The organism is Amphibacillus cookii (assembly GCF_016908375.1).
Classification (GTDB): domain Bacteria; phylum Bacillota; class Bacilli; order Bacillales; family Amphibacillaceae; genus Amphibacillus_C; species Amphibacillus_C cookii.
Window position 1 is genome coordinate 190,985 of the sequence record NZ_JAFBDS010000006.1, and the last position, 20,527, is coordinate 211,511.

At 37.4% G+C, this 20,527-nt stretch carries 19 protein-coding genes, 1 CRISPR repeat array and 1 other annotated feature (1 of these 21 only partly in view); of the genes, 7 read left to right on the forward strand and 12 right to left on the reverse strand.

The annotated features are described in order from the left end of the window. Window positions 1-524: direct repeats of the CRISPR family, unit length 32 nt; unit sequence GTCGCACTCTTTATGGGTGCGTGGATTGAAAT (it extends 240 nt beyond the left edge of the window). A gap of 242 nt (window positions 525-766) precedes the next feature. Continuing rightward, complete coding sequence (locus tag JOE23_RS10430) at window positions 767-967, forward strand: hypothetical protein (protein ID WP_204438210.1); 201 nt, start codon at window positions 767-769, stop codon at window positions 965-967. A gap of 319 nt (window positions 968-1,286) precedes the next feature. On the opposite strand, the gene JOE23_RS10435 is transcribed toward JOE23_RS10430, so the two are convergent. Further along, entirely contained in the window at window positions 1,287-1,511 is a 225-nt protein-coding gene (locus JOE23_RS10435; RefSeq protein ID WP_204438211.1) for a helix-turn-helix domain-containing protein, read from the reverse strand. A gap of 352 nt (window positions 1,512-1,863) precedes the next feature. Here JOE23_RS10435 and JOE23_RS10440 point away from each other — a divergent pair, with 352 nt between their 5' ends. After that, the gene (locus tag JOE23_RS10440) at window positions 1,864-2,298 is read left to right on the forward strand and encodes a YslB family protein (protein ID WP_017473346.1); all 435 of its coding nucleotides are present in this window, start codon (window positions 1,864-1,866) and stop codon (window positions 2,296-2,298) included. 21 nt (window positions 2,299-2,319) lie between these two features. Here JOE23_RS10440 and uvrC read toward each other — a convergent pair whose 3' ends face one another. From uvrC to zapA, 7 genes are all read right to left on the reverse strand, one after another. Then, window positions 2,320-4,113, reverse strand: coding sequence for an excinuclease ABC subunit UvrC (gene uvrC / locus JOE23_RS10445; protein ID WP_204438212.1), 1,794 nt, complete (start codon window positions 4,111-4,113; stop codon window positions 2,320-2,322). A 437-nt stretch (window positions 4,114-4,550) separates the two neighbouring features. Further along, a complete protein-coding gene (locus tag JOE23_RS10450) occupies window positions 4,551-4,877 on the reverse strand; it encodes a DUF4870 domain-containing protein (RefSeq protein ID WP_204438213.1) in 327 nt (108 codons plus the stop codon). A 487-nt stretch (window positions 4,878-5,364) separates the two neighbouring features. After that, window positions 5,365-5,679 (reverse strand): thioredoxin, encoded by a 315-nt coding sequence (gene trxA, locus JOE23_RS10455; protein ID WP_204438215.1) that lies wholly within the window; start codon window positions 5,677-5,679, stop codon window positions 5,365-5,367. A 126-nt stretch (window positions 5,680-5,805) separates the two neighbouring features. Next, the gene (locus tag JOE23_RS10460; RefSeq protein WP_204438218.1) at window positions 5,806-8,154 is read right to left on the reverse strand and encodes an endonuclease MutS2; all 2,349 of its coding nucleotides are present in this window, start codon (window positions 8,152-8,154) and stop codon (window positions 5,806-5,808) included. Window position 8,155: 1 nt separating this feature from the next. Continuing rightward, window positions 8,156-9,883, reverse strand: a complete 1,728-nt coding sequence (polX, locus tag JOE23_RS10465; RefSeq protein ID WP_204438340.1) for a DNA polymerase/3'-5' exonuclease PolX — start codon at window positions 9,881-9,883, stop codon at window positions 8,156-8,158. A 78-nt stretch (window positions 9,884-9,961) separates the two neighbouring features. After that, a complete protein-coding gene (locus JOE23_RS10470; RefSeq protein ID WP_204438220.1) occupies window positions 9,962-10,504 on the reverse strand; it encodes a CvpA family protein in 543 nt (180 codons plus the stop codon). A gap of 4 nt (window positions 10,505-10,508) precedes the next feature. Continuing rightward, complete coding sequence (gene zapA, locus JOE23_RS10475) at window positions 10,509-10,772, reverse strand: cell division protein ZapA (RefSeq protein WP_204438222.1); 264 nt, start codon at window positions 10,770-10,772, stop codon at window positions 10,509-10,511. A 123-nt stretch (window positions 10,773-10,895) separates the two neighbouring features. Here zapA and rnhC point away from each other — a divergent pair, with 123 nt between their 5' ends. Then, complete coding sequence (gene rnhC / locus JOE23_RS10480; RefSeq protein ID WP_204438224.1) at window positions 10,896-11,822, forward strand: ribonuclease HIII; 927 nt, start codon at window positions 10,896-10,898, stop codon at window positions 11,820-11,822. 344 nt (window positions 11,823-12,166) lie between these two features. Here the strand turns inward: rnhC and pheT are convergent, their stop codons facing one another. From pheT to JOE23_RS10495, 3 genes are all read right to left on the reverse strand, one after another. Continuing rightward, window positions 12,167-14,593 carry a phenylalanine--tRNA ligase subunit beta gene (pheT, locus tag JOE23_RS10485; protein ID WP_204438227.1) on the reverse strand — a complete coding sequence of 809 codons (2,427 nt, stop codon included), beginning with the start codon at window positions 14,591-14,593 and terminating at the stop codon, window positions 12,167-12,169. A 16-nt stretch (window positions 14,594-14,609) separates the two neighbouring features. Further along, window positions 14,610-15,644 carry a phenylalanine--tRNA ligase subunit alpha gene (gene pheS, locus JOE23_RS10490; protein ID WP_204438229.1) on the reverse strand — a complete coding sequence of 345 codons (1,035 nt, stop codon included), beginning with the start codon at window positions 15,642-15,644 and terminating at the stop codon, window positions 14,610-14,612. 56 nt (window positions 15,645-15,700) lie between these two features. After that, window positions 15,701-15,940: a binding site (T-box leader), on the reverse strand. A 71-nt stretch (window positions 15,941-16,011) separates the two neighbouring features. Beyond that, the gene (locus tag JOE23_RS10495) at window positions 16,012-16,755 is read right to left on the reverse strand and encodes a TrmH family RNA methyltransferase (RefSeq protein WP_204438230.1); all 744 of its coding nucleotides are present in this window, start codon (window positions 16,753-16,755) and stop codon (window positions 16,012-16,014) included. 102 nt (window positions 16,756-16,857) lie between these two features. Here JOE23_RS10495 and sspI point away from each other — a divergent pair, with 102 nt between their 5' ends. Together sspI and JOE23_RS10505 are read left to right on the forward strand one after the other, a co-directional pair. Beyond that, the gene (gene sspI / locus JOE23_RS10500; protein ID WP_204438231.1) at window positions 16,858-17,076 is read left to right on the forward strand and encodes a small acid-soluble spore protein SspI; all 219 of its coding nucleotides are present in this window, start codon (window positions 16,858-16,860) and stop codon (window positions 17,074-17,076) included. A gap of 110 nt (window positions 17,077-17,186) precedes the next feature. After that, a complete protein-coding gene (locus JOE23_RS10505; RefSeq protein WP_204438232.1) occupies window positions 17,187-17,801 on the forward strand; it encodes a lytic transglycosylase domain-containing protein in 615 nt (204 codons plus the stop codon). Between the two features lie 314 nt (window positions 17,802-18,115). On the opposite strand, the gene JOE23_RS10510 is transcribed toward JOE23_RS10505, so the two are convergent. Then, window positions 18,116-18,763 carry a thioredoxin domain-containing protein gene (locus JOE23_RS10510; protein ID WP_204438233.1) on the reverse strand — a complete coding sequence of 216 codons (648 nt, stop codon included), beginning with the start codon at window positions 18,761-18,763 and terminating at the stop codon, window positions 18,116-18,118. Between the two features lie 493 nt (window positions 18,764-19,256). Here JOE23_RS10510 and JOE23_RS10515 point away from each other — a divergent pair, with 493 nt between their 5' ends. Together JOE23_RS10515 and JOE23_RS10520 are read left to right on the forward strand one after the other, a co-directional pair. Next, entirely contained in the window at window positions 19,257-19,649 is a 393-nt protein-coding gene (locus tag JOE23_RS10515) for a hypothetical protein (protein WP_204438234.1), read from the forward strand. Window positions 19,650-19,670: 21 nt separating this feature from the next. After that, window positions 19,671-20,234, forward strand: coding sequence for a VanZ family protein (locus JOE23_RS10520; RefSeq protein WP_204438235.1), 564 nt, complete (start codon window positions 19,671-19,673; stop codon window positions 20,232-20,234). Window positions 20,235-20,527 lie beyond the last annotated feature (293 nt).

The window sequence follows — 20,527 nt, forward strand, 5'->3', positions numbered from 1 at the left end:
AGAGAGGGGGCGATTAAATGAACATCGTCGCACTCTTTATGGGTGCGTGGATTGAAATTGATTTTTTCCCTCGCGCTGTCGATATCGGCAAGGTCGCACTCTTTATGGGTGCGTGGATTGAAATCAGCCGCTATGCCGTTTTGTCCTGCCCAGTATTCCGTCGCACTCTTTATGGGTGCGTGGATTGAAATTCAAAAGCGTGATTTACTAGGTTATTGGGCAGAGGTCGCACTCTTTATGGGTGCGTGGATTGAAATCTATATTGCCGACATTGTGCCGACGCATTAAATGGTCGCACTCTTTATGGGTGCGTGGATTGAAATGTCAGCCTTGCTACATTGGTGCTTATTAATCTCCGGTCGCACTCTTTATGGGTGCGTGGATTGAAATCTTTGACACCGACCTGTGTCTTTTCTTGACGCATATGTCGCACTCTTTATGGGTGCGTGGATTGAAATAAACCCCTAAATACCTGTTATGCCATGCGATTGAGTCGCACTCTTTATGGGTGCGCGGATTGAAATAAACCTATGACGGTATAATGCAAGCGAAGATTGTCGTCGCCTCTTCATGGTTCGTCTATCTTTTTCGCGTAAAAGAAGACATTCTAAAAGGCTTATCACATCATTAAAGTTAGCTCAAAAGCACTTAATAGTTAGATGTGATGCAGCCCTATCAAATTTAACTTATAATTTGTTAAAAATATTTGATTATTTCATTTTCATAGACTTTTCACTTATACAAGTGAGCTACTAAGAGGGTTTTTTTGAAAAAGATAAAAATACTGTTTTTTATTATTATTAGCTCTATTTTTTTCTTTTTATTTTATTATTACAACGGAACTGTAACTGAAGGTTATTTCACAGTTGCTGAAGAAAATATTTTAGTTGAGAAAGAGAATACCTTTCTTTTTTTAAATAATCATAAAATAGAAGTACCCCCTCATTTAATTAGCAACATTAAATGAGGAGAAAGGCACCATGTACGCTTTTCTGGAAATAGAATATTTAAAAACAACAATAAATTAGATTTTATAGAGGTAGATAAACATTAACATCGACAAATGATTAAATTAATGCATTAATTTAATCTACTCTAATAGGGGTCTATGACTTATAAAGGTATTATTCATCGTCTAGAGTGCGTTACAAAATGGATTAGATTGTAGTTCAAAGCTCTTGAGTATGTATTAAATATGAATGATGAAAATGATTCTTTGACATATAGCACATAATATTTATTGCAATTATGATAAAACCGACTTCCAAAAGGAAAGTCGGTTTTGTTTAGAGCTTGAGTTCCCCCATACGCAAAAGCTCTACAACAGCTTGTGAACGCCCCTTAACACCCAGCTTCTGAATCGTATTTGATATGTGATTCCTTACCGTTTTTTGTGAAATAAATAGTTCATCTGCGATATCTTTCGTTGTTTTATCTTGCACCAGTAATTCAAATACTTCTCTTTCACGTTTGGTCAATAATTGCTTCGGTTTGTAGTCGTGATCTTTCAAATTTAGACCCCTCCTTGCTGTCCTTAAAGCTGCAATTTGAAGGGTATTAATTCATTTAGTCATGGTATTTTATGATTTATGCCGGTTTCTGTGCTTTTACTTTAGCATATTCTTTTAAAAACCAACGCCTGTCACCGTCTCACCTACAATTCGCAAATAACTTCTGCGTGATTAAAGCAAGGGATGACTGATCTTAATGGCAGTTAACTCTCCATAAAACTTATGCGACACCACCAATTGTGGTGAAGAATTGATCATACTTTTTAACGTTTTTTCTACTTTAAATATTGCAATCGTTGTCTTCAAAAGCGATAATAGAAGATAGGGTCAATGTTTGAAGGGAGCATCACTTATGCACAGTAACATGAAACAAATAAAGAGCGTTGTTGAGCAATTAGATACAAGTGGTTCTGGTTATGATTTATTAAGGTATGTGGCTTTACCTGACCTCTTGGGAACGGATGCAGCAACGATTTTATACGTTTTAGGAAAAAATTTAGCGCGAGCAATGGAATGGAAATCAATCGATGAAATTATTGATTTTTTCTATAAAACCGGTTGGGGAACACTGGAAATGATGAAAGAAAAACGTTCAGAACATATTTTCAAATTACAGACACGGGTGATCTCGAAACGCTATGAATTGGGAATTGAGACTGATTACCGTTTAGAATCGGGCTTTTTAGCAGCTGCGATGGAAACGTTATATCAATATAATTGTGAGTGTGTTGAAGAAGAAAAACCTAAGAAAAACTATGTGGAGTTGCGGGTGCAGCACTATCGTTAAATATGTAAAGACCTTAGCTGATTACTGTTGGCTAAGGTCTTTTTCTTCATTTAAATGGCTTAAAATAATCTGTGCAGTCGGCTCAGGGATACCTAACCTTTTCAATGTTTCTATCGGTGCCTGTTTAATCTCTGTAATGGATTTAAAATGCGTTAATAGTAATTTACGTCGTTTTTCTCCAACGCCTGGAATGGCATCGAGTTCTGATTTAAATGCACTTTTCCCCCTAAGTTGACGGTGAAATGTAATCGCAAAGCGATGGACTTCATCTTGAATTCTTTGAATTAAATAAAATTCTTGGGATTGGCGACCCAAATCGACAACAGCAGGAGGAACACCATATAGGAGTTCACTTGTCTTATGTTTATCATCTTTAGCCAAACCAGCTAAAGGAATATCAAGCCCCAATTCATCTTCCAACACTTCAATAGCTGCTGTCATCTGCCCTTTGCTACCGTCAACTAAAATCAAATCGGGTAAAGGTAGATTTTCTTTTAGCACACGTGTATAACGACGGCGAACCACCTCGCGCATGGTGTCATAATCATCTGGTCCTTTAACATCTCGAACTTTGTATTTTCGATATTCCTTTTTATCTGGTTTACCATCAATGAATACCACCATTGCTGATACAGGATCCGTCCCTTGAATATTAGAATTATCAAATGCTTCAATGCGATGAGGCGTTTCAATATTCAGTTTTTCACCAAGCCGCTCAACAGCTTTAATCGTTCGCTCTTCATTTTTCTCAATTAATGAAAATTTTTCAGCTAAAGCAATTTCAGCATTTTTTCCCGCTAATTCAATCAGCTCTTTTTTGCGGCCTCGATATGGAATCGTGACATCAACATCTAATAATTCAATAAGCAATTGATAATCAATCGGTGCGGGTACAAGCACCTGTTTCGGCTTAATATGATTATGTTGTAAATAAAAACGCCCCACAAATGTGGTGAATGTCTCCTCTGCATCATCAAAGAATGGAAAAATGGAAACATCGCGTTCAATTAATTTCCCTTGGCGTATAAAGAACACTTGTACACACATCCAACCTTTATCATAAGCGTAATGGAACACATCACGATTCACACGATCATTTAAGGTCATTTTTTGTTGTTCCATTACCGCATCAATATGTTGCATTTGGTCACGTAATTCCTTTGCACGCTCGAAATTCAATGCCTCACTTGCTGCCTCCATTTTAGTTTTCAATTCCTTTTTTATCTCTTGATGCCCACCATTTAAAAAAGTCACCACATTTTGGACAATGGTTTGATATTCATCTTTAGATGGGGGCACTTCTGCACAGGCTAAACATTGCCCTAAATGATAATACAAACAAGGTTTTCCCGGAGGATTATTACATTTCCTTAAAGGATAAATACGATCTAATAGCTTCTTTGTTTCCCTCGCCGCCAACACATTGGGATATGGACCAAAGTATTTTCCTTTATCTTTTAAAACCTTTCTCGTAATAATTAGGCGTGGATGGCGTTCATTGGTCACTTTTAAGTAAGGGTAACTTTTATCATCTTTAAGCAAAACATTATATTTTGGATCATATTTTTTAATAAGATTCATTTCTAAGATTAATGCTTCTATCTCTGAGGATGTCACAATATATTCAAAATCAGTAATTTCTTGAACAAGCCGTTGTGTTTTTTGATCATTTGCACCAGCAAAATAAGATCGCACACGATTTTTTAATTTCTTAGATTTCCCAACATAAATAACCGTCCCGTGCTTATCCTTCATCAAGTAGCAACCCGGCTGAGCGGGTAAGACAGCTAATTTTTCTTGGATTGATGTTGACATACGCGCTACACTCCATCTTAATATCTAGTTCTTACCTATTATTATAACACATACCTGCTTTTGCTTATTTAATTTTGAGTTTTAATATATAAAACATATCTTCAATCAGTAGGCGGAGGGCTACAGGATGTAGGTCTACAGACGTTGCCACAGGACGTGGTGGGCTTAGTTTGTAATCCTTCTTAAAGATGTGGCGGTTTTAGTCTACGATCTTACCCATCCACCGGTTCATCGTTAAGTGAATCGGACCACTTAAATAGATGATTTTCTGCAATCTATTATGGCCAGGCGTTTTACGTACGGTTATCTGTGATAAATTTAAATATTTCTTGTGTAAATAACAAAGACCTATGTTGGTAGACTGAAGTCTACTTTCACAACATAGGTCTTTGTCGATCGTCTCAATTGCTTTTAAATAAAATAACAATTCAAAACTTCTACTTAATTATTTCAAATTGACCGATTACCGGCAATGGTTGTTGTAGGCCTTTATTCGCATTAAGCATACCTACAATCATAAAAGCAAGGGAAGCAAGCATTCCTACAGGCATAATAATAAAATAACCAATTACAGGCATAAATCTACCTAAAATATTAATAATAGCTGCAAAAATAAACAAATTCAAACCTTGATTGGCATGATAACGTGCAAATTTAGATTCTTTTGCCGCTAGTAACGGAATAAAAAAGATTAAATAAGCAATCATTGCAATGTTTTTATTTTGTTGTACATCATTTTGATCGACAGCTTTTGCTTCTTCCATTTCTCTTTCCTCCTTATTTCTAGACAAGATTGCAACAATATAGAAACGTTGCAAAAATTATCTGATCTGTAGGAAATATTAGCATAGCAAAAGGTGGTTTACAATATTTTCTGAATAAAACAATAGTTTAGTACTACTTAATAAAACATTCTAGTTAAAAAAGCTTAGTAATTATGCTTTTTCATCTGTCAATTTATGATTATATTTGCTCAAAAACAAGTTAATTTCTAACTTCACTCTACTTTTCGACTAGCGAAATATGAGATTTAGTACTGAAAAACTTATCTATTTTTTTAAGTTAAAGAAAATAGATTCGTGATAATTTATTAATCAAACACCCTTCGTCTATATTTACCACTTCTTTATCATATATTCGCCTCACTAAAAGCAAAAAATCACCTAGCCATATATGCAAGGTGATTTTTTTACGCATTTATATAACCCAATATCAAATGAGTCGTAATAACGCATGGAGAGAAATCGCAGGTTATGCGTGTTGATTAATACGCGCTTCTAATGCTTCTTTAGGTTGGAAGCCAACGACCTGATCGACAACTTCACCGTCTTTGAAAAGCAATAAAGTTGGGATACTCATTACACCAAATTTACTAGCGGTTTCTTGATTATCATCAACATTAAGCTTTACAATTTTTACTTTGTTATCCATTTCTTCGGAAAGCTCTTCAAGAACAGGTCCGATCATTTTACAAGGACCACACCAAGGAGCCCAGAAGTCTGCTAAAACAAGTCCTGATCCTGTTTCAGTTGCGAAGTTTGCATCCGTTGCATTTACAATTGCCATTCTATATTCCTCCTAAAAAATAAAGCTTATCATCTTCAAAGGATAGTATACCACCTAGGGGCATTTATTGGCTAGCAGTCTGCTCACTCGTATTATATCCTGACTTTAACGATTCATACCGTTGTTTTATTTAAGCTCGAAGATGGTCACGCCGCTTCCACCTTCGTTCATACCACCAGCAGTCGCTGAAGCAATATGACGATGCTTCTTTGCAAAGTCTTGTACACCTTTTCTCAAGGCTCCTGTCCCTTTGCCATGGATAATAGAAACACGAGGATAACCCGCTAACAAGGCATCATCTATATATTTCTCTAACTGCTGAATCGCATCTTCGTAACGTTCACCTCTTAAATCTAACTCTGTTTTCACATGGTAATTTGAGCCTTTAACCGTTGCGAGTGGTTGTTGCACCACTGGATTATCACGCTTGATTAACTGAAGGTCTTTTTTCTTTACTTTCATTTTCATCATGCCTACCTGAACTTGACATTCATTATCACCAATCACTTCAATAACTGTCCCGTTTTGATTTATCGTTAACAATTTAACTTCATCGCCAACCTCAAGGTGTTGAGTTTGAGTTGTCGGTCGAGCATGTTCAGCTTGGTTATCTTTTTTGGACAATTCAGGTTGGGCATCCTCAAATAATTTTCTTGCTTCAATCCATTCATGTTCTTTCAGCGCAGATTGGTCTTTCATTTGACGAATGGTTGCGACAATATCTTCTGCCTCTTGTCGAGCTTTTTCAACTGCTTTTTCTGCTTTTTGTTCTGCCTTTTTATATAAATTTTCGCGTTCGCGATCAAATTGACTCCACTGCTTTTCAAGATCTTGCTTCAATTGTTCAGCGTCTTGTAAAACTTTTTCTGCATGATGATAATCTGCTTCCGCTTTTCGACGAGCGGTGTCCAATGATTCGATCATGTTCTCGACACTTGTTGAATCGGTGCCAATCAATTGTTTAGCAGAACGAATCACATCATCAGCTAAGCCTAAACGCCGGGAAATGTCAAAGGCATTACTGCGACCAGGGACCCCAATTAAAAGGCGATAGGTCGGCTTTAATGTTTCAACATCAAATTCGACTGAAGCATTAATCACCCCGTCCCGATTATAACCATAAGCCTTGAGCTCTGGGTAATGGGTGGTAGCAATAATACGAGCGCCTTTCTTAACGACATCGTCTAAAATCGCCATCGCCAATGCTGCACCTTCTTGTGGGTCTGTTCCTGCCCCGAGTTCATCGAAGAGCACAAGGGTTTTATCCGTGACTTGCTTTAATATCTCAACAATATTTGTCATATGTGAAGAGAACGTACTTAAGCTTTGCTCAATGGACTGTTCATCCCCAATATCAGCAAACACATCGTCAAAAATCGATAAGCGACAGCCATCTAAAGCTGGAACTTGCAACCCTGACTGTGCCATTAACGTACATAATCCAACGAGTTTAAGGGTAACGGTTTTCCCACCAGTATTCGGACCGGTAATCACAATCGCGTGATAATCTTCTCCTAATAAAATATCATTTGCGACCACCTCTTTGTCAGCTAATAAAGGGTGACGCGCTTGCTTCATGTCAATAATGCCTTGATCATTAATAGCAGGCATTGCTGCACGCATCGATTGCGCTAACTTCGCACGGGCAAAGATAAAATCAAGCATAGCAAGCAGATCAATATTTTGACGTAAATCTGCCTGATCTGCAGCGATTCGAGCCGATAAGTCCCTTAGAATACGTTCAATTTCTGCCTTTTCCTTTACTTTTGCTTCTGATAACGCATTGTTTAATTCGACCACTGCTTGTGGCTCCATAAAAAGGGTCTGACCCGAAGCTGATTGGTCATGCACAATCCCACCAACTGCACCTCGATATTCTTGCTTGACCGGTAAAACATAGCGATCATTTCGAATCGTGACAATCGCGTCAGACAACATTTTACTTTTAGAACGTGTATAGTTGTCCAAACGCTCACGTATGCGGCTTTCACTTGTCCTAATTTTTGTTCGAATCGAGCGTAACTGATCGGATGCCCCATCCATTACATAGCCATGATCATCGATACAGCTTTTAATCTCATGTTCTAGTTCAGTTAGCGGCTCAATTTGGGCAACCATCTCTCGAATCACTGGGATATCTGGATCTTCCATTTGTTCAATAAAGCGTTTGAGCTTTTTTCCACCATAAAGTGTACTGGCAACCTGCAAACACTCTTGTGGATTTAACATTCCTCCGATTTCCGCACGTTTCAAACTTGGACGGATGTCAGTAATCCCTCCAAATGGTACATCTCCATGCAGTCTCACCACTTGAACCGCTTGATCGGTTTCTTCTTGTAATTGTTGTACATGTTCTAAATCATATACGGGTTTCAATTGTCTTGCCTGTTCTTTTCCTAACGAAGAAGCGGCTTGATCAACTAACTGATCAATAATCTTGTTAAATTCTAAAACGCGATAAATGCGTTTATTCATCTTAATCACCTGTCTCTTTTCTTTTCCAAAATTCTTGCAACTGCTTAATCGACCATGTATTGACAACCGTATCTGGTTTTAACCATCCTCGGCGTGCTACTCTTACTCCTTCTTCCATATAGCTTAACGTCGATTCACTATGGGCATCGGTATTAATGGCGATCGGAACCCCACTTTCTTGTGCTTTACGCACCCATTCAGCAGATAAATCGAAACGTTTTGGATTAGCATTTAATTCTAAAATCGTTCCTGTTTGTTTGGCTTTATCAATCAATTGATCAACATTTACACGATAGCCTTCTCGCTTTCCAATCAGACGACCTGTCGGATGGGCAATCATTTTAACATACGGACTGTCCATCGCTTGAAACAGGCGATTCATGATTTCAGCGTCACTTTGATTAAAACTTGAATGAATCGCACCGATGACAAAGTCCATCTCTCGCAAAAAGTCCTCACTAAAATCTAAATGACCATCCGGCAAAATATCCATTTCCACACCGCACAAGATTTCAATGTTGGGATACACTTTTCTTAGCCGTTCAATCTCTTGGCGTTGTTCGCGAAGTCGCTGTTCATTTAGACCATTGGCAACGCGAAGAAATTTAGAGTGATCAGTAATAGCGATATATTGATAGCCACGCTTCTCTGCAAATTGAATCATCTCTTCAATTGACTGGGCACCATCACTCCATGTCGTGTGCATATGAAGATCGCCCTTAATATCTGTGATGTCAATTAAATCAACCGTTTTTTCAAATGCTTCAATTTCTCCGTTAAACGCTCTTAACTCTGGAGGAATGTAATTTAAACCAAAATGATTAAAGAAAGCTTCCTCTGTTGCAAAGGTTGTCACTTCTCCCGTTTCTAAAGACTCAACACCATATTCACTAATTTTCTCACCTTGTTCTTTTGCCCGTTGGCGCATCGCCACATTATGATCCTTAGATCCTGTAAAATGGTGCAAGGTGGTCGCAAACTGTTGGTCTGTCACTAAACGAAAGTCAACAGAGATATCATATTTACCAGCGATGACAACAGATACTTTAGTATCCCCTGCTGCTATTATTTCTTTAATACCGTCTATATCAAGTAAAGCTGCTTTTACTACATCAGGTTGGTCTGTTGCAATAATAAAATCTAAATCTTTTATCGTTTCAGACATCCGACGCATACTACCAGCCAATGAAAAGCGTGTAATCGCTGTAATCGTTTCTAAATAACGTTCTATCGCATCGGCGATTGGTAACATCACATCTATTGGCAAGCGTTCCGGCCTGTTGCCAACGTCTTCAATCGCTTTTAATATTTTTTCTGCTGTCTTTTGTCCGAACCCTTTCAACTTAGCAACTTGACCTGATTGACATGCTTGCTTTAAGCTATCTTGACCATCTACACCAAGCTCTTGGTATAAACGAGCTAATTTTTTACCACCCAAACCTGGGAGATCAAGTAATGGTATTAAACCACTAGGAACCTCTTGTTTCAATTGTGTTAATGTGTCTGAAACACCGGTTTTAATATATTCATTAATAACAGCTGCCGTTCCTTTACCGATGCCATTCATCTTCGTAAAATCATCAATTTCATTTAAAGAACGCTGATCTGTTTCGAGGGCTTGGGCTGCTTTACGATAGGCTGAGATTTTAAATGGGTTTTCTCCCTTCAGCTCAAGGTAAACAGCAATTTCCTCTAATAATTTAATAATATCCTTTTTATTTAATGTCATCATCATTCTACCTCCTTCTTCGTTCATCAAGAAACCTATTAGATGGAAGAAAAACCCTTGCATCTTATATGACAAGGGTTATCCGTTAATAATATGCTCAAACCATAATGATCTAATTTGTTCTGACAAAATTGGTGTATGATTAATCATTAAGCCAGCCAATCGCGACCCTTCCAGTAATGATTGAATCTGCAATACCGGTAATAAAGATGCAATATATAGGAGTACAAAAAGCACTAAATATTGTTCAATAAAACCAAACACAGCGCCTAAAAGATTATTAAATGCACTTAATATAGGTAGCGAAGCAATTGAGTTTAGCATTGAAGCAATAATGCTTAAAATAATCTTTGTACCGAAAAATAAAATCGCAAAAGCAATCATATTGTAGTAGGCATTTTCTAACGATAGGACATCTTGAAAGAAGGCCCATTCCTCAGCACCAATTCGTGGATATGGAATTAACATTTCTAAATGACCAGCTAAACGACCATAAAAGATCACAGCAACTGTGAACGCTACGAAGAAACTAATAAAATGAAATACTTGTAAGATTAAACCCCGTTTTAATCCCCTAAAAATACCGAAAACGAGTAAAGCAAATATGATAATATCTAACATGTGTCTACAAATCCTCTTTCTCTTCTATTTTTTTTAACAATGCCTCATGTTCTTGTTTTAATTTCAAATAATCATTAACGGTGTTAACAGCCGTTAACACTGCTAATCGTGTCGTATCTAAGCTTTTGTTTGCTTGATAAATATCACGCATTTTATCATCAACCATGCTGGCAACGATGCGCATGTGATGGACATTTTCTTCACCTAATATCGTATACGTTTTACCATATATATCAACGGTTGTCCGTGTTTTTTTTGCTTGGGACACACAAATTCCCCCTTCTATCAAATCCTAATATTTATCTTAACACGAACATGTTGATTTAGGAAACTATTCTCTTAATAGTTTCTTTGCTATAATAAAAGATATTATATTTTCAAAGGAGTTCTTATGGGGCAAATTGTACTTAACGTGTCGGAACAGACCTTATTAAAAATGAAGCAAGCATACCAATCTGTTGAAAAAGCACCCCCTCCGGGAGCCGTTTTTTCTGCGAAAACCGCCTCTACAACAATAACAGCTTATAAATCAGGAAAGGTACTCTTTCAAGGAAGTCAACCGGAGATCGAAGCTGAAAAATGGGTAGGAACGAAAACGACCACCAAATCAAAAGCAGTGAAGAAAAAAAACACCCATGCCTATCACCCTGATCCATCCTTATTTCATCAATCATTAATTGGTTCAGATGAAGCCGGTACCGGTGACTATTTCGGACCGATAACAGTGGCTGCTGCCTATGTAAGAGCGGATCAAATTGAGCTATTAAAAGAATTAGGTGTACGTGATTCAAAGCATTTAACGGATCAATCGATTCAACACATCGCTCAACAGCTTTTATTAATTGATATTCCTTATTCACTAGTCATCTTGGATAATCCTAAATACAACCAACTTCAAAACAAAGGCTGGACACAAGGGAAGATGAAAACAATGCTCCACCATACAGCCATCGAAAATGTCTTAAGTAAAATCGCACCAACAAAACCGGATGGTATCTTAATTGATCAATTTTCACAACCAGATGTGTATATTAGACATTTACAAAAAGAGCAGAAAACATTGCCGAGATCCACTTACTTTATCACCAAAGCAGAAAGTCACTCTATTGCTGTTGCAACGGCATCGATTATTGCACGTGCAAGCTTTGTGAAGAAGATGGATTTATTGAGTAAGGAGATAGGCTTCACACTGCCAAAAGGCGCATCGGCGAAGGTCGATCAAGCGGCTAGCCAGATCATTAGAAAAAAAGGCAAAGCATACTTGGACCAGATCGCCAAAGTTCACTTTGCTAATACTAAAAAAGCACAAAAATATTAATGAAATGAACCTTAAATTAGTGGACGTGGGCCTACAGGACGTAGGTCATGCAGACGTTGCCACAGGACGTGGCGGTCTTAGTCTGTAATCCTCCTAAAGGACGTGGTGGTCTTAGTCTGTCATCCTTGTTAAAGATGTGGCGGTTTTAGTCTGCGTTCTTCGCTCACTGATGGGGCGTTGAGTGAATCAGATATGAGTGTCATTCGTTAGGCCCGCCTTCAAATAAATGAGCTCAGCTCTCTATTTGAAGGCGGGCATTTTTACGAACGGTTATCTATGATAACAAAATGTCGTTCATTTCAAGATAATTTCCTCAAAATGAACGACATATGATAAATAGCTTTTTATCCTCTTAACTGCGCATTATGTTTTTCTTTAACCGCAGCTAAAATCGCTTGATAGGATGCTTCAACCTCATCATCCGTTAACGTTCGATCTGGGTCGAAATAAAGCAGATTGAAGGCAAGTGATTTCAGTCCTTCTTCTAAATGTTCACCTTGATAGACATCGAAGACATTGACCTGTTTTAGCAAATCACCAGCTGCACTTACAATCGTTGCTTCCACTTCCCCAGCAGATATCCGTTCATCCACCACAAGCGCAATATCACGTGAAATCGAGGGATAACGTGGAATCTTCTCAAAATTAGGCTCTTGATCATGAATTGCAAATATATGATCTAAATCGAGATCAAAAACATAGGTTTCCTTAATATCAAATGCTTTTTGTACACGTGGATGTATTTGCCCGATAAATCCGACTGATGCATCATCAATAAAGATTTGAGCGGTACGGCCTGGATGCATATCTGTTAGCTCTACTTGTCGAAACGTTGGTCGAATGGCTAACCGTTCAAATAATCCTTCCACTATCCCTTTTACGACATAGAAGTCAACTTGCTTCGCTTCTTGCTGCCATGGATGATGTAACCATTTTCCAGTAACCGCACCACTAACTCGCCATTTTTCCTTAGGTTGAACAGTGATTTGTTCTTCTTGTGAGGCAAAGATACTCCCCACTTCATAGTAACCGATATCGTCTTGTTTTCTAGCATTATTATAGGCGATTGCAGCTAACATTTCAGGTAATAAGCTTAAACGTAAGGTACTGTGTTCTTCACTCATTGGCATCGATAACCTTACTGGTGAAACCGCCACTTGTGCAACTTCCGGACTTACTAACATTTGTGAACGTTCAGTCGTTGTTAAAGAATACGTGATCGCTTCATTGAGTCCGGCACTCTCAAAATATTGCTTAATAGAGCGTTTGAGTCGTTGTTGATTTGTTAAACGACCAGCTTGCTGACTCCCTTGTGGTAAGGTATAAGCTAGGTTGTCATAGCCATAAATACGAGCGATTTCTTCTAACATATCTTCAAAAATGGTAATGTCTTGGCGACGAGTCGGGATCGTTACCGTAAACGCATCTCCGGTCTGCTCATAGTCAAAGGCTAGCTTTTTTAAAATAATCGCTATTTCATCATTACTAATTTCCGTACCTAACCGGGCATTAATTCGATCAGTAGTGATAACCACTTGTTTCTCTGTGCAATCAAGTTGATCGTAAGCCGCTACACCAGATAAAACCTGACCACCCGCGTATTTAGCCAACAGTTGGGCGGCTCTCATACCTGCTCGCTTTACACGATTCGGGTCCACACCTTTTTCAAAGCGGATGCTTGACTCACTTCGTAATTGATGATCCTTGGCCGTTATCCGAACACGTTTACCATCAAAATAGGCCGCTTCTAATAATACCGTTGTCGTTTGTTCTGTCACTTCAGAGTCAGCGCCTCCCATAACACCTGCAAGAGCGGTTGGCTCAGAACCATTCGTAATCACTAAATGCTCAGTCGTTAGTTCACGAGTTTGATCATCTAAGGTCTTGATTTCTTCTTGATCTTTGGCCCGACGAACAACCACTTGATTCGATCCAAATTGGTCAAAATCAAAAGCGTGAAGCGGCTGGCCATACTCCAGTAACACATAATTGGTAATATCAACCACGTTATTAATTGGACGAATCCCAGCAGCAATTAAATAATTGCGCATCCATAATGGCGATGGACCGACTTTAATATCTTTAATTAGAAAGGCACCGTAATAAGGATTGTCATCCGTTGCTTCAACTTTAATTGATACATGATCCGATGCTTTGTCTTCAATCGTTTGAAGCGTTTCATCTGGCAACGTTACTTGCTCATTTAAAATTGCCGCAACTTCATAAGCGACCCCTAACATACTTAATGCATCAGAGCGGTTTGGTGTTAAACCTAGTTCCAAAATCACATCATCTAAATTTAAATATTCGGTTACGTCCCGCCCTACTTCAGTATCATCAGGAAATACAAAAATACCTTCTGCGAAATCTTTCGGTACATATTGTTCAGCTATTCCTAATTCCTGTAACGAACAAATCATACCATTTGATTCAATGCCACGAAGTTTAGCTTTTTTTATTTTAAAATTGCCTGGTAAGACAGCTCCCGGTTTAGCAACTGCTACCTTTTGTCCAGCTGCTATATTAGCTGCACCACAAATAATTTGCAACGTCTCGTCACCAATATTGACTTGGCATAAATTGAGCTTATCTGCATTTGGATGCTGCTCACACGTTTCCACATAGCCAACCACGACGTGATTGCTTTTTTCAGCAATATAAGTGATATCTTCTACTTCAATACCTGTTTTTGTTATTTTATCTGCTAACGCTTCTGGTGTGTGACCACCTAAATCAACATATTGTTTTAACCAATTTAATGAAACAAGCACGTTTCTTCCTCCTTAATTAAGCTTGATGATATTGTTTTAAGAATCGGACATCGTTTGTATAAAAATGACGAATATCATCAACACCGTATTTTAGCATCGCAATCCGTTCAGGGCCCATACCAAAAGCAAAGCCACTGTATACTTCAGGATCATACCCCGCCATTTCTAAAACATCAGGGTGAACCATACCCCCACCCAAGATTTCAATCCATCCTGTTTTTTTACAAACGGAACAGCCTTCTCCATGACAAACTTTACATGAAATGTCCATTTCAACAGAAGGTTCTGTAAATGGGAAAAAGCTTGGGCGTAGCCGAATTTCTCGCTCTTCTCCGAAAAATTGTTTAGCAAATTGATTAAGGACACCTTTCAAATCACTCATGCGCACATCCTTATCAACATATAAACCTTCTACTTGAGTAAATTGATGTGAGTGTGTCGCATCATCGGTATCACGACGATATACTTTTCCTGGACAAATCATTTTTACTGGCTTATTGCCTTTGTATTCGCCCATTGTTCGTGCTTGTACGGGTGAAGTGTGTGTCCGTAGTAACAGCTCTTCAGTAATATAAAATGAATCCTGCATATCACGAGCCGGATGGTCTTTGGGTAAATTTAAGGCTTCAAAATTATAATAATCCGTTTCTACCTCTGGGCCTTCTTTAATTTCAAAGCCCATACCAATAAATAAATCTTCAATCTCGGTGACTATGTCTGTCAGGAGATGTGATCCCCCCACTTGAACAGGACGTCCAGGCAGTGTCACATCAATGGTCTCAGATTTTAATTGCTCATTTAACGCAGCCTCTTCTAAGTTTTGTTTTTTTGTATCTAGTGCTTCAGTAATCGCTTCACGAACTTTATTAGCCAACTCGCCGATAACTGGACGTTCTTCAGGTGATAGTTTTCCCATCCCTCTTAGCACTTCCGTAATTGGGCCTTTTTTTCCCAGATAAGAGACACGAACGTTTTGTAAATCAGCTAACGTCTTTGCCTGTTCCACGTGTTCTAGCGCTTCTGTTTGTAATGCTTGTAATTTTTCTTGCATTGAACTGCCTCCTTAAAAATCAACTTTTTTCATTATAAAAAGCCCCTATCCCTATAAAAAGGGACGAGGCTTTGATATCGCGGTACCACCCTTGTTGACAAAGTTAACTTTGCCCACTTGATTGTTATAACGGATCATTAATCCGGTACGCTCTTACTTGATCATATCTCAAGGTCCCGAGCGCCTGCTCCAGAGTGAAGGTTCAGCTTTTTTACAATGCGCCTGCTCTCAGTCGTGACAGGACGTCCCTAAACATTGCTGATTAAAAAGCCTACTAACTCTTTCGTTGCTTTTTCTTATTCATCTTTGTCTTATTATAGAAAACTAACCGTTAAGATGCAACTCTTTGTTTGATTTTTTTAGATTTTTATTTACCTAAGACGAATTGGTACATCATAATAGCGGCTGCAATACTGACATTAAGTGATTCAGCTTGACCATAAATCGGGATATGAATACGTTTATCCGCTAATTCTAATAGCGATGGTGCTATCCCACTTCCTTCATTCCCAACAATCAGTGCCATCTTGTCAGCTAAATCCAGCGTTTGAATCGGCTCAGCCTGTTCTAAAGTTGAGACGCAGATCACAACGTCTTGTTGCTGAAGTCGCTCAATCTCTTCTATTAAGTTCTTCTTAACAATAGGTAAATGAAAAATCGAGCCTTGCGAAGCACGTATGACTTTATCGTTATACAAATCAACCGTCCCCTCCCCTAGGATCACTTGATCAAAACCGGCTGCATCAGCTGTTCGAATCATTGTACCTAGATTACCTGGGTCTTGAACCGCATCAAGCATTAAAATCCGGTCAATTACTTTAGGATGGAATGGATTCATTTTTACAATCGCTAAAATGCCTTGAGGTGACTTTGTTTGTGCCAAATAGCTCAACACGTTATTTGTGACAACGGTCACAGGTATCTCTTCCCTATCAAATGAAGAAGTAACGCCTTCCTGCACAATAAGCCGTTCTACTTTCCAATCACTTTTAATTGCCTCCTCAACAAGGTGCATCCCTTCTACTATAAAACGTTGTTCTTGTTCACGATATTTCTTTTGATGTAATTTAGCCCAATTTTTTATCGTTTCATTTTTAACCGATGTAATCATCATCTTCATCCTTTAGCTAGATATTCTTGTTCAATCATACATATTTATAGATAACTGGGTCAAACTATTTTTCAGAGTATGTAAGTGAAAAGAGGTGATTGCATGGATCTTAATCTAAGAAAAGCGATTTTAGCTAATGTTTCCGATAACAGTCAAGAAGAATTAGAAGCGACCATTGTTGATGCGATTCAAAGCGGTGAAGAAAAGATGTTACCTGGACTAGGGGTACTGTTTGAAATGATTTGGCAACAATCTGATGAAAGTGAGAAAAGTGATATGTTGCAACTACTCGAACGCGGGGTTCAACACGTCGGTGCATAATGGTCACACAAAGACACTTTAAATAAGAAAAGTGTCTTTTTTCATGTTGCTATTTGTTGAAGTTTGCATTAAAATTAATATATTAAAGACATTGGGTAAGGGGCATAACAATGGACATTCGACTATTACAATCGATGATGCAGACACAAGCCATCAGTAACTTTAGCGGCACGGATCAAAATCAATCTTCTGATCTTTTTCAAAATATGTTTCAATATGCATTACGAGATACTAGCAATACTGGTTTAAATCAATCGCATACGATGTCAATACGTGAAATCTTAGATGGTAAACCTTCATTATTGGAACAGACAAGCACGGTGACCTCACCAGTGCAAGCTAATATTTCCAAAGATCTTGATGCGATTATAAAAGAAGCTGCTTCGACTTATCAAATTGACGAAAGCTTAATTCGATCCGTGATTAAAACCGAATCTAATTTCAATCAGCATGCGGTTAGTCACGCTGGTGCCCAAGGTTATATGCAACTGATGCCCCAAACGGCGAGAGGACTAGGGGTCACCAATTCATTTGATGCGAAACAAAACATTTTCGGTGGCACGAAATATTTACGACAGATGCTTAATCGCTATAATGGCAATACAACACTAGCATTAGCTGCATACAATGCAGGACCAGGTAATGTCGATAAATATAACGGCATCCCACCATTTACTGAAACTCAAAATTATGTTAAAAAAGTTCTCAATCAACAAATTGTATAATTAAAATATCATTATGGCCTGCCTAACCAGAGACTTCGTCTTCGGTTTACGCAGGCTTTATCTTTGTATTAAGATATTAAACGAACCTTCAACGACCTACAGGATGTAGGTCATGCAGACATCGCCACAGGACGTGGCGGTTTTAGTCCACGATCTTACCCACCCACTGATACGTTTTGATTGAACAAAGAGATTAGATTAGCAGCCGCTACCTCCAACTAAATAGACGCACTTTATTCTCTATTTTGAGGCGGCCTTTTACGGACGGTTATCTGTGAAAAACAAGTGAAGGACTTATCTTTAATTGAGCGCTATTATTTTATTTCAGCTGTAATTGCATCGATATCGAATAAATCGTCGATTCTAACGCCATTCACAAACACCGTTGGAACGCCATCAATTTCAAGTTCACGCGTGTATTTTCTAGTCACTGAGATCGCATCAATCTCCGGTTCTTGCAAGAGTAATTCTCGGTCTAATTGATAGTCATCAATTAATGTTTCAATATATGATGTGGTCCCCCAATCGGTTTGTTTCTCTTGTTCGAAATCAACATCGGCTACCACTTGATTAAACAAGGCCTCGTATTGGTCAGGTAAATGATTTTTTAAATTTTGATCAAAGTTTGATAGGAGCAATGACGCCTCATTTAAATAAACCATTGCCTGCGTACGAAATTTCAACGTTCCTTCTTGTATATACTCATCCTCTAATTCTGGATAGACTTCTTCTAACCATACTTTGCACCATGGACAAGAATAATCAAATACAAATAAAAGTTCATTATCCGCATCTTCATCACCAATATAAACAAGGGTTTGCTCTTCAATTGGTGCTGTCTGATAAGTAACCTCTTCATCTTGGTTAACTGTTTCCGTTTTACTTGTCTCTAAGTAGCGAATGATTAATAATATAGACAATCCAGCAATGACCATGCATGAGATAATCAAGTATTTCTTCACCTTATTGTCCTCCCTGTTTAATACATATATTTCCACTATTATATCTAGTATAAATGTATTTTGAAAAATATCAACAGGATTCGTTAGACAAACGTCTACATAAATTTACATTAACTTATTGACACTATCATTCATAGTAACCAAGGCCATTTGATAATTAAATCAGGAGCAAGTGGCACTCCATGTGCTCCAGTTAATGCTACATTTATTACTCGTTATACATTCTTAAAACTCGTAACCATTTCACAAGAAAGAAAGCTGTGACGTGATTAAAGAATTTAATGGACAACTAATTTAGTCAGAAGAATATAAAAACTTATTCTTTATTCAATAATTTTTGTCGCTGTTAATAGACAATCACTACTATATTTTTAAAAAAATTATGAATGATTATGTATCTTTTTGTTTTTTTTTCAAAAAAATTAAAAAATATTGTATTTTTAAATTTATTTAAATATACTTATAATCAAATAATATTATAGGAGTGATTGAAATGACTAAGAAAAAAATCTCTAAATTTATGGGTCTATTAGTAATTACATGTATAATGTTAATGCCAATATCGGTAATGGCAGCAACTAAAGATTTCAGTTTTAATATGGTTCATCAGTTAACAATAGGGAGATATAAATCTACAAAAAACAGTGTTACAGCTACAGTAAATATGACTAGCTGGGGTGGAGATGACTACTTTACAATTCACATTTATGAAAGAGGCTTTGGTAGCACTAGATTAGTCGATAGATTGGGATTTTCTAAATCATCGGAAGGTTCTCCATATACTAGAACTAGTAACAAAGTTGAAAAAGGTAATAAATACGGGTATGAGATTTGGAAGAATCAAAACGGAAAAAGAATTAAAGGATCTGGGAGTTTAAGTTACTAAAATATCTCTGGAGGTTTACATATGATAACTAGTCTTTTTCCTAGTATTATAATAATATCGTTTTTTGTATTGTTTTTCGGAATGAAATGCTTAAAAAATTCTATTTCTAAGCTATATTATTTTTACTGGATTATTTTTGGTGTCTATATTTCAGGATTAATAGGGATTACTTTATTTCCTTTTCCTTATCAGGATTATTTAATTCAAACAATGATTGAAGATAATTTAGGTAGTACACATAATTTTATTCCGCTAGGCGAGATAAGGGAAATTATTGAATTTGGCTATATGCCGATTGTACTTAAGCAATTAGTGGGAAACATTTTATTATTTGTGCCATTAGGATTTTCTTTACCTATTCTTTTCACAAAATTAAATTTAAAAAGTACAATTTTGATTTGTTTTTTGGTGAGTTTAACCATTGAATGCATTCAATTAGTCTCAAGTATTTTTATAAGATATAATTACAGAGCATTTGATGTTGATGATCTTTTGTTAAATGTTTTGGGTTCTATTATAGGTTTCTTTGTATTCAAGCTGGCTTTCAAATTTTTAAACAATAACGAATTAATTAAATCAAGTTAATTAAAGGATTTTTTAAAAGGGCATGAGAGTAAATAAAGTGGTACCCATGTTAGAGACAAATAAAAAAGATATGAAGTTAAGGGTGCCTCCCTTAACTTCATATAGAGGCAAGCAAGCGAAGCGCGGTAGGATTTACGAAGAAAATCTCAATTCGCTGTGTCCATTTTCTTGAGATAGTATCAGTTTCCTCAACGAGGCAAATATTGACCTACGTAATTCCTACCCTTTATATATAAAGCTTATCATGTAAAAAAATACCTGTAATTAAAACACTTTTTTTCAAGTATCTTAAC

Excerpts from the sequence above, each read along its gene's own strand:
- JOE23_RS10440 (WP_017473346.1), top strand. The coding sequence starts at position 1,864 with ATGCACAGTAACATGAAACAAATAAAGAGCGTTGTTGAGCAATTAGAT.
- uvrC (WP_204438212.1), bottom strand. The coding sequence starts at position 4,113 with ATGTCAACATCAATCCAAGAAAAATTAGCTGTCTTACCCGCTCAGCCG.
- JOE23_RS10450 (WP_204438213.1), bottom strand. The coding sequence starts at position 4,877 with ATGGAAGAAGCAAAAGCTGTCGATCAAAATGATGTACAACAAAATAAA.
- trxA (WP_204438215.1), bottom strand. The coding sequence starts at position 5,679 with ATGGCAATTGTAAATGCAACGGATGCAAACTTCGCAACTGAAACAGGA.
- JOE23_RS10460 (WP_204438218.1), bottom strand. The coding sequence starts at position 8,154 with ATGAATAAACGCATTTATCGCGTTTTAGAATTTAACAAGATTATTGAT.
- polX (WP_204438340.1), bottom strand. The coding sequence starts at position 9,883 with ATGACATTAAATAAAAAGGATATTATTAAATTATTAGAGGAAATTGCT.
- JOE23_RS10470 (WP_204438220.1), bottom strand. The coding sequence starts at position 10,504 with ATGTTAGATATTATCATATTTGCTTTACTCGTTTTCGGTATTTTTAGG.
- rnhC (WP_204438224.1), top strand. The coding sequence starts at position 10,896 with ATGGGGCAAATTGTACTTAACGTGTCGGAACAGACCTTATTAAAAATG.
- pheS (WP_204438229.1), bottom strand. The coding sequence starts at position 15,644 with ATGCAAGAAAAATTACAAGCATTACAAACAGAAGCGCTAGAACACGTG.
- JOE23_RS10495 (WP_204438230.1), bottom strand. The coding sequence starts at position 16,755 with ATGATTACATCGGTTAAAAATGAAACGATAAAAAATTGGGCTAAATTA.
- sspI (WP_204438231.1), top strand. The coding sequence starts at position 16,858 with ATGGATCTTAATCTAAGAAAAGCGATTTTAGCTAATGTTTCCGATAAC.
- JOE23_RS10505 (WP_204438232.1), top strand. The coding sequence starts at position 17,187 with ATGGACATTCGACTATTACAATCGATGATGCAGACACAAGCCATCAGT.
- JOE23_RS10515 (WP_204438234.1), top strand. The coding sequence starts at position 19,257 with ATGACTAAGAAAAAAATCTCTAAATTTATGGGTCTATTAGTAATTACA.
- JOE23_RS10520 (WP_204438235.1), top strand. The coding sequence starts at position 19,671 with ATGATAACTAGTCTTTTTCCTAGTATTATAATAATATCGTTTTTTGTA.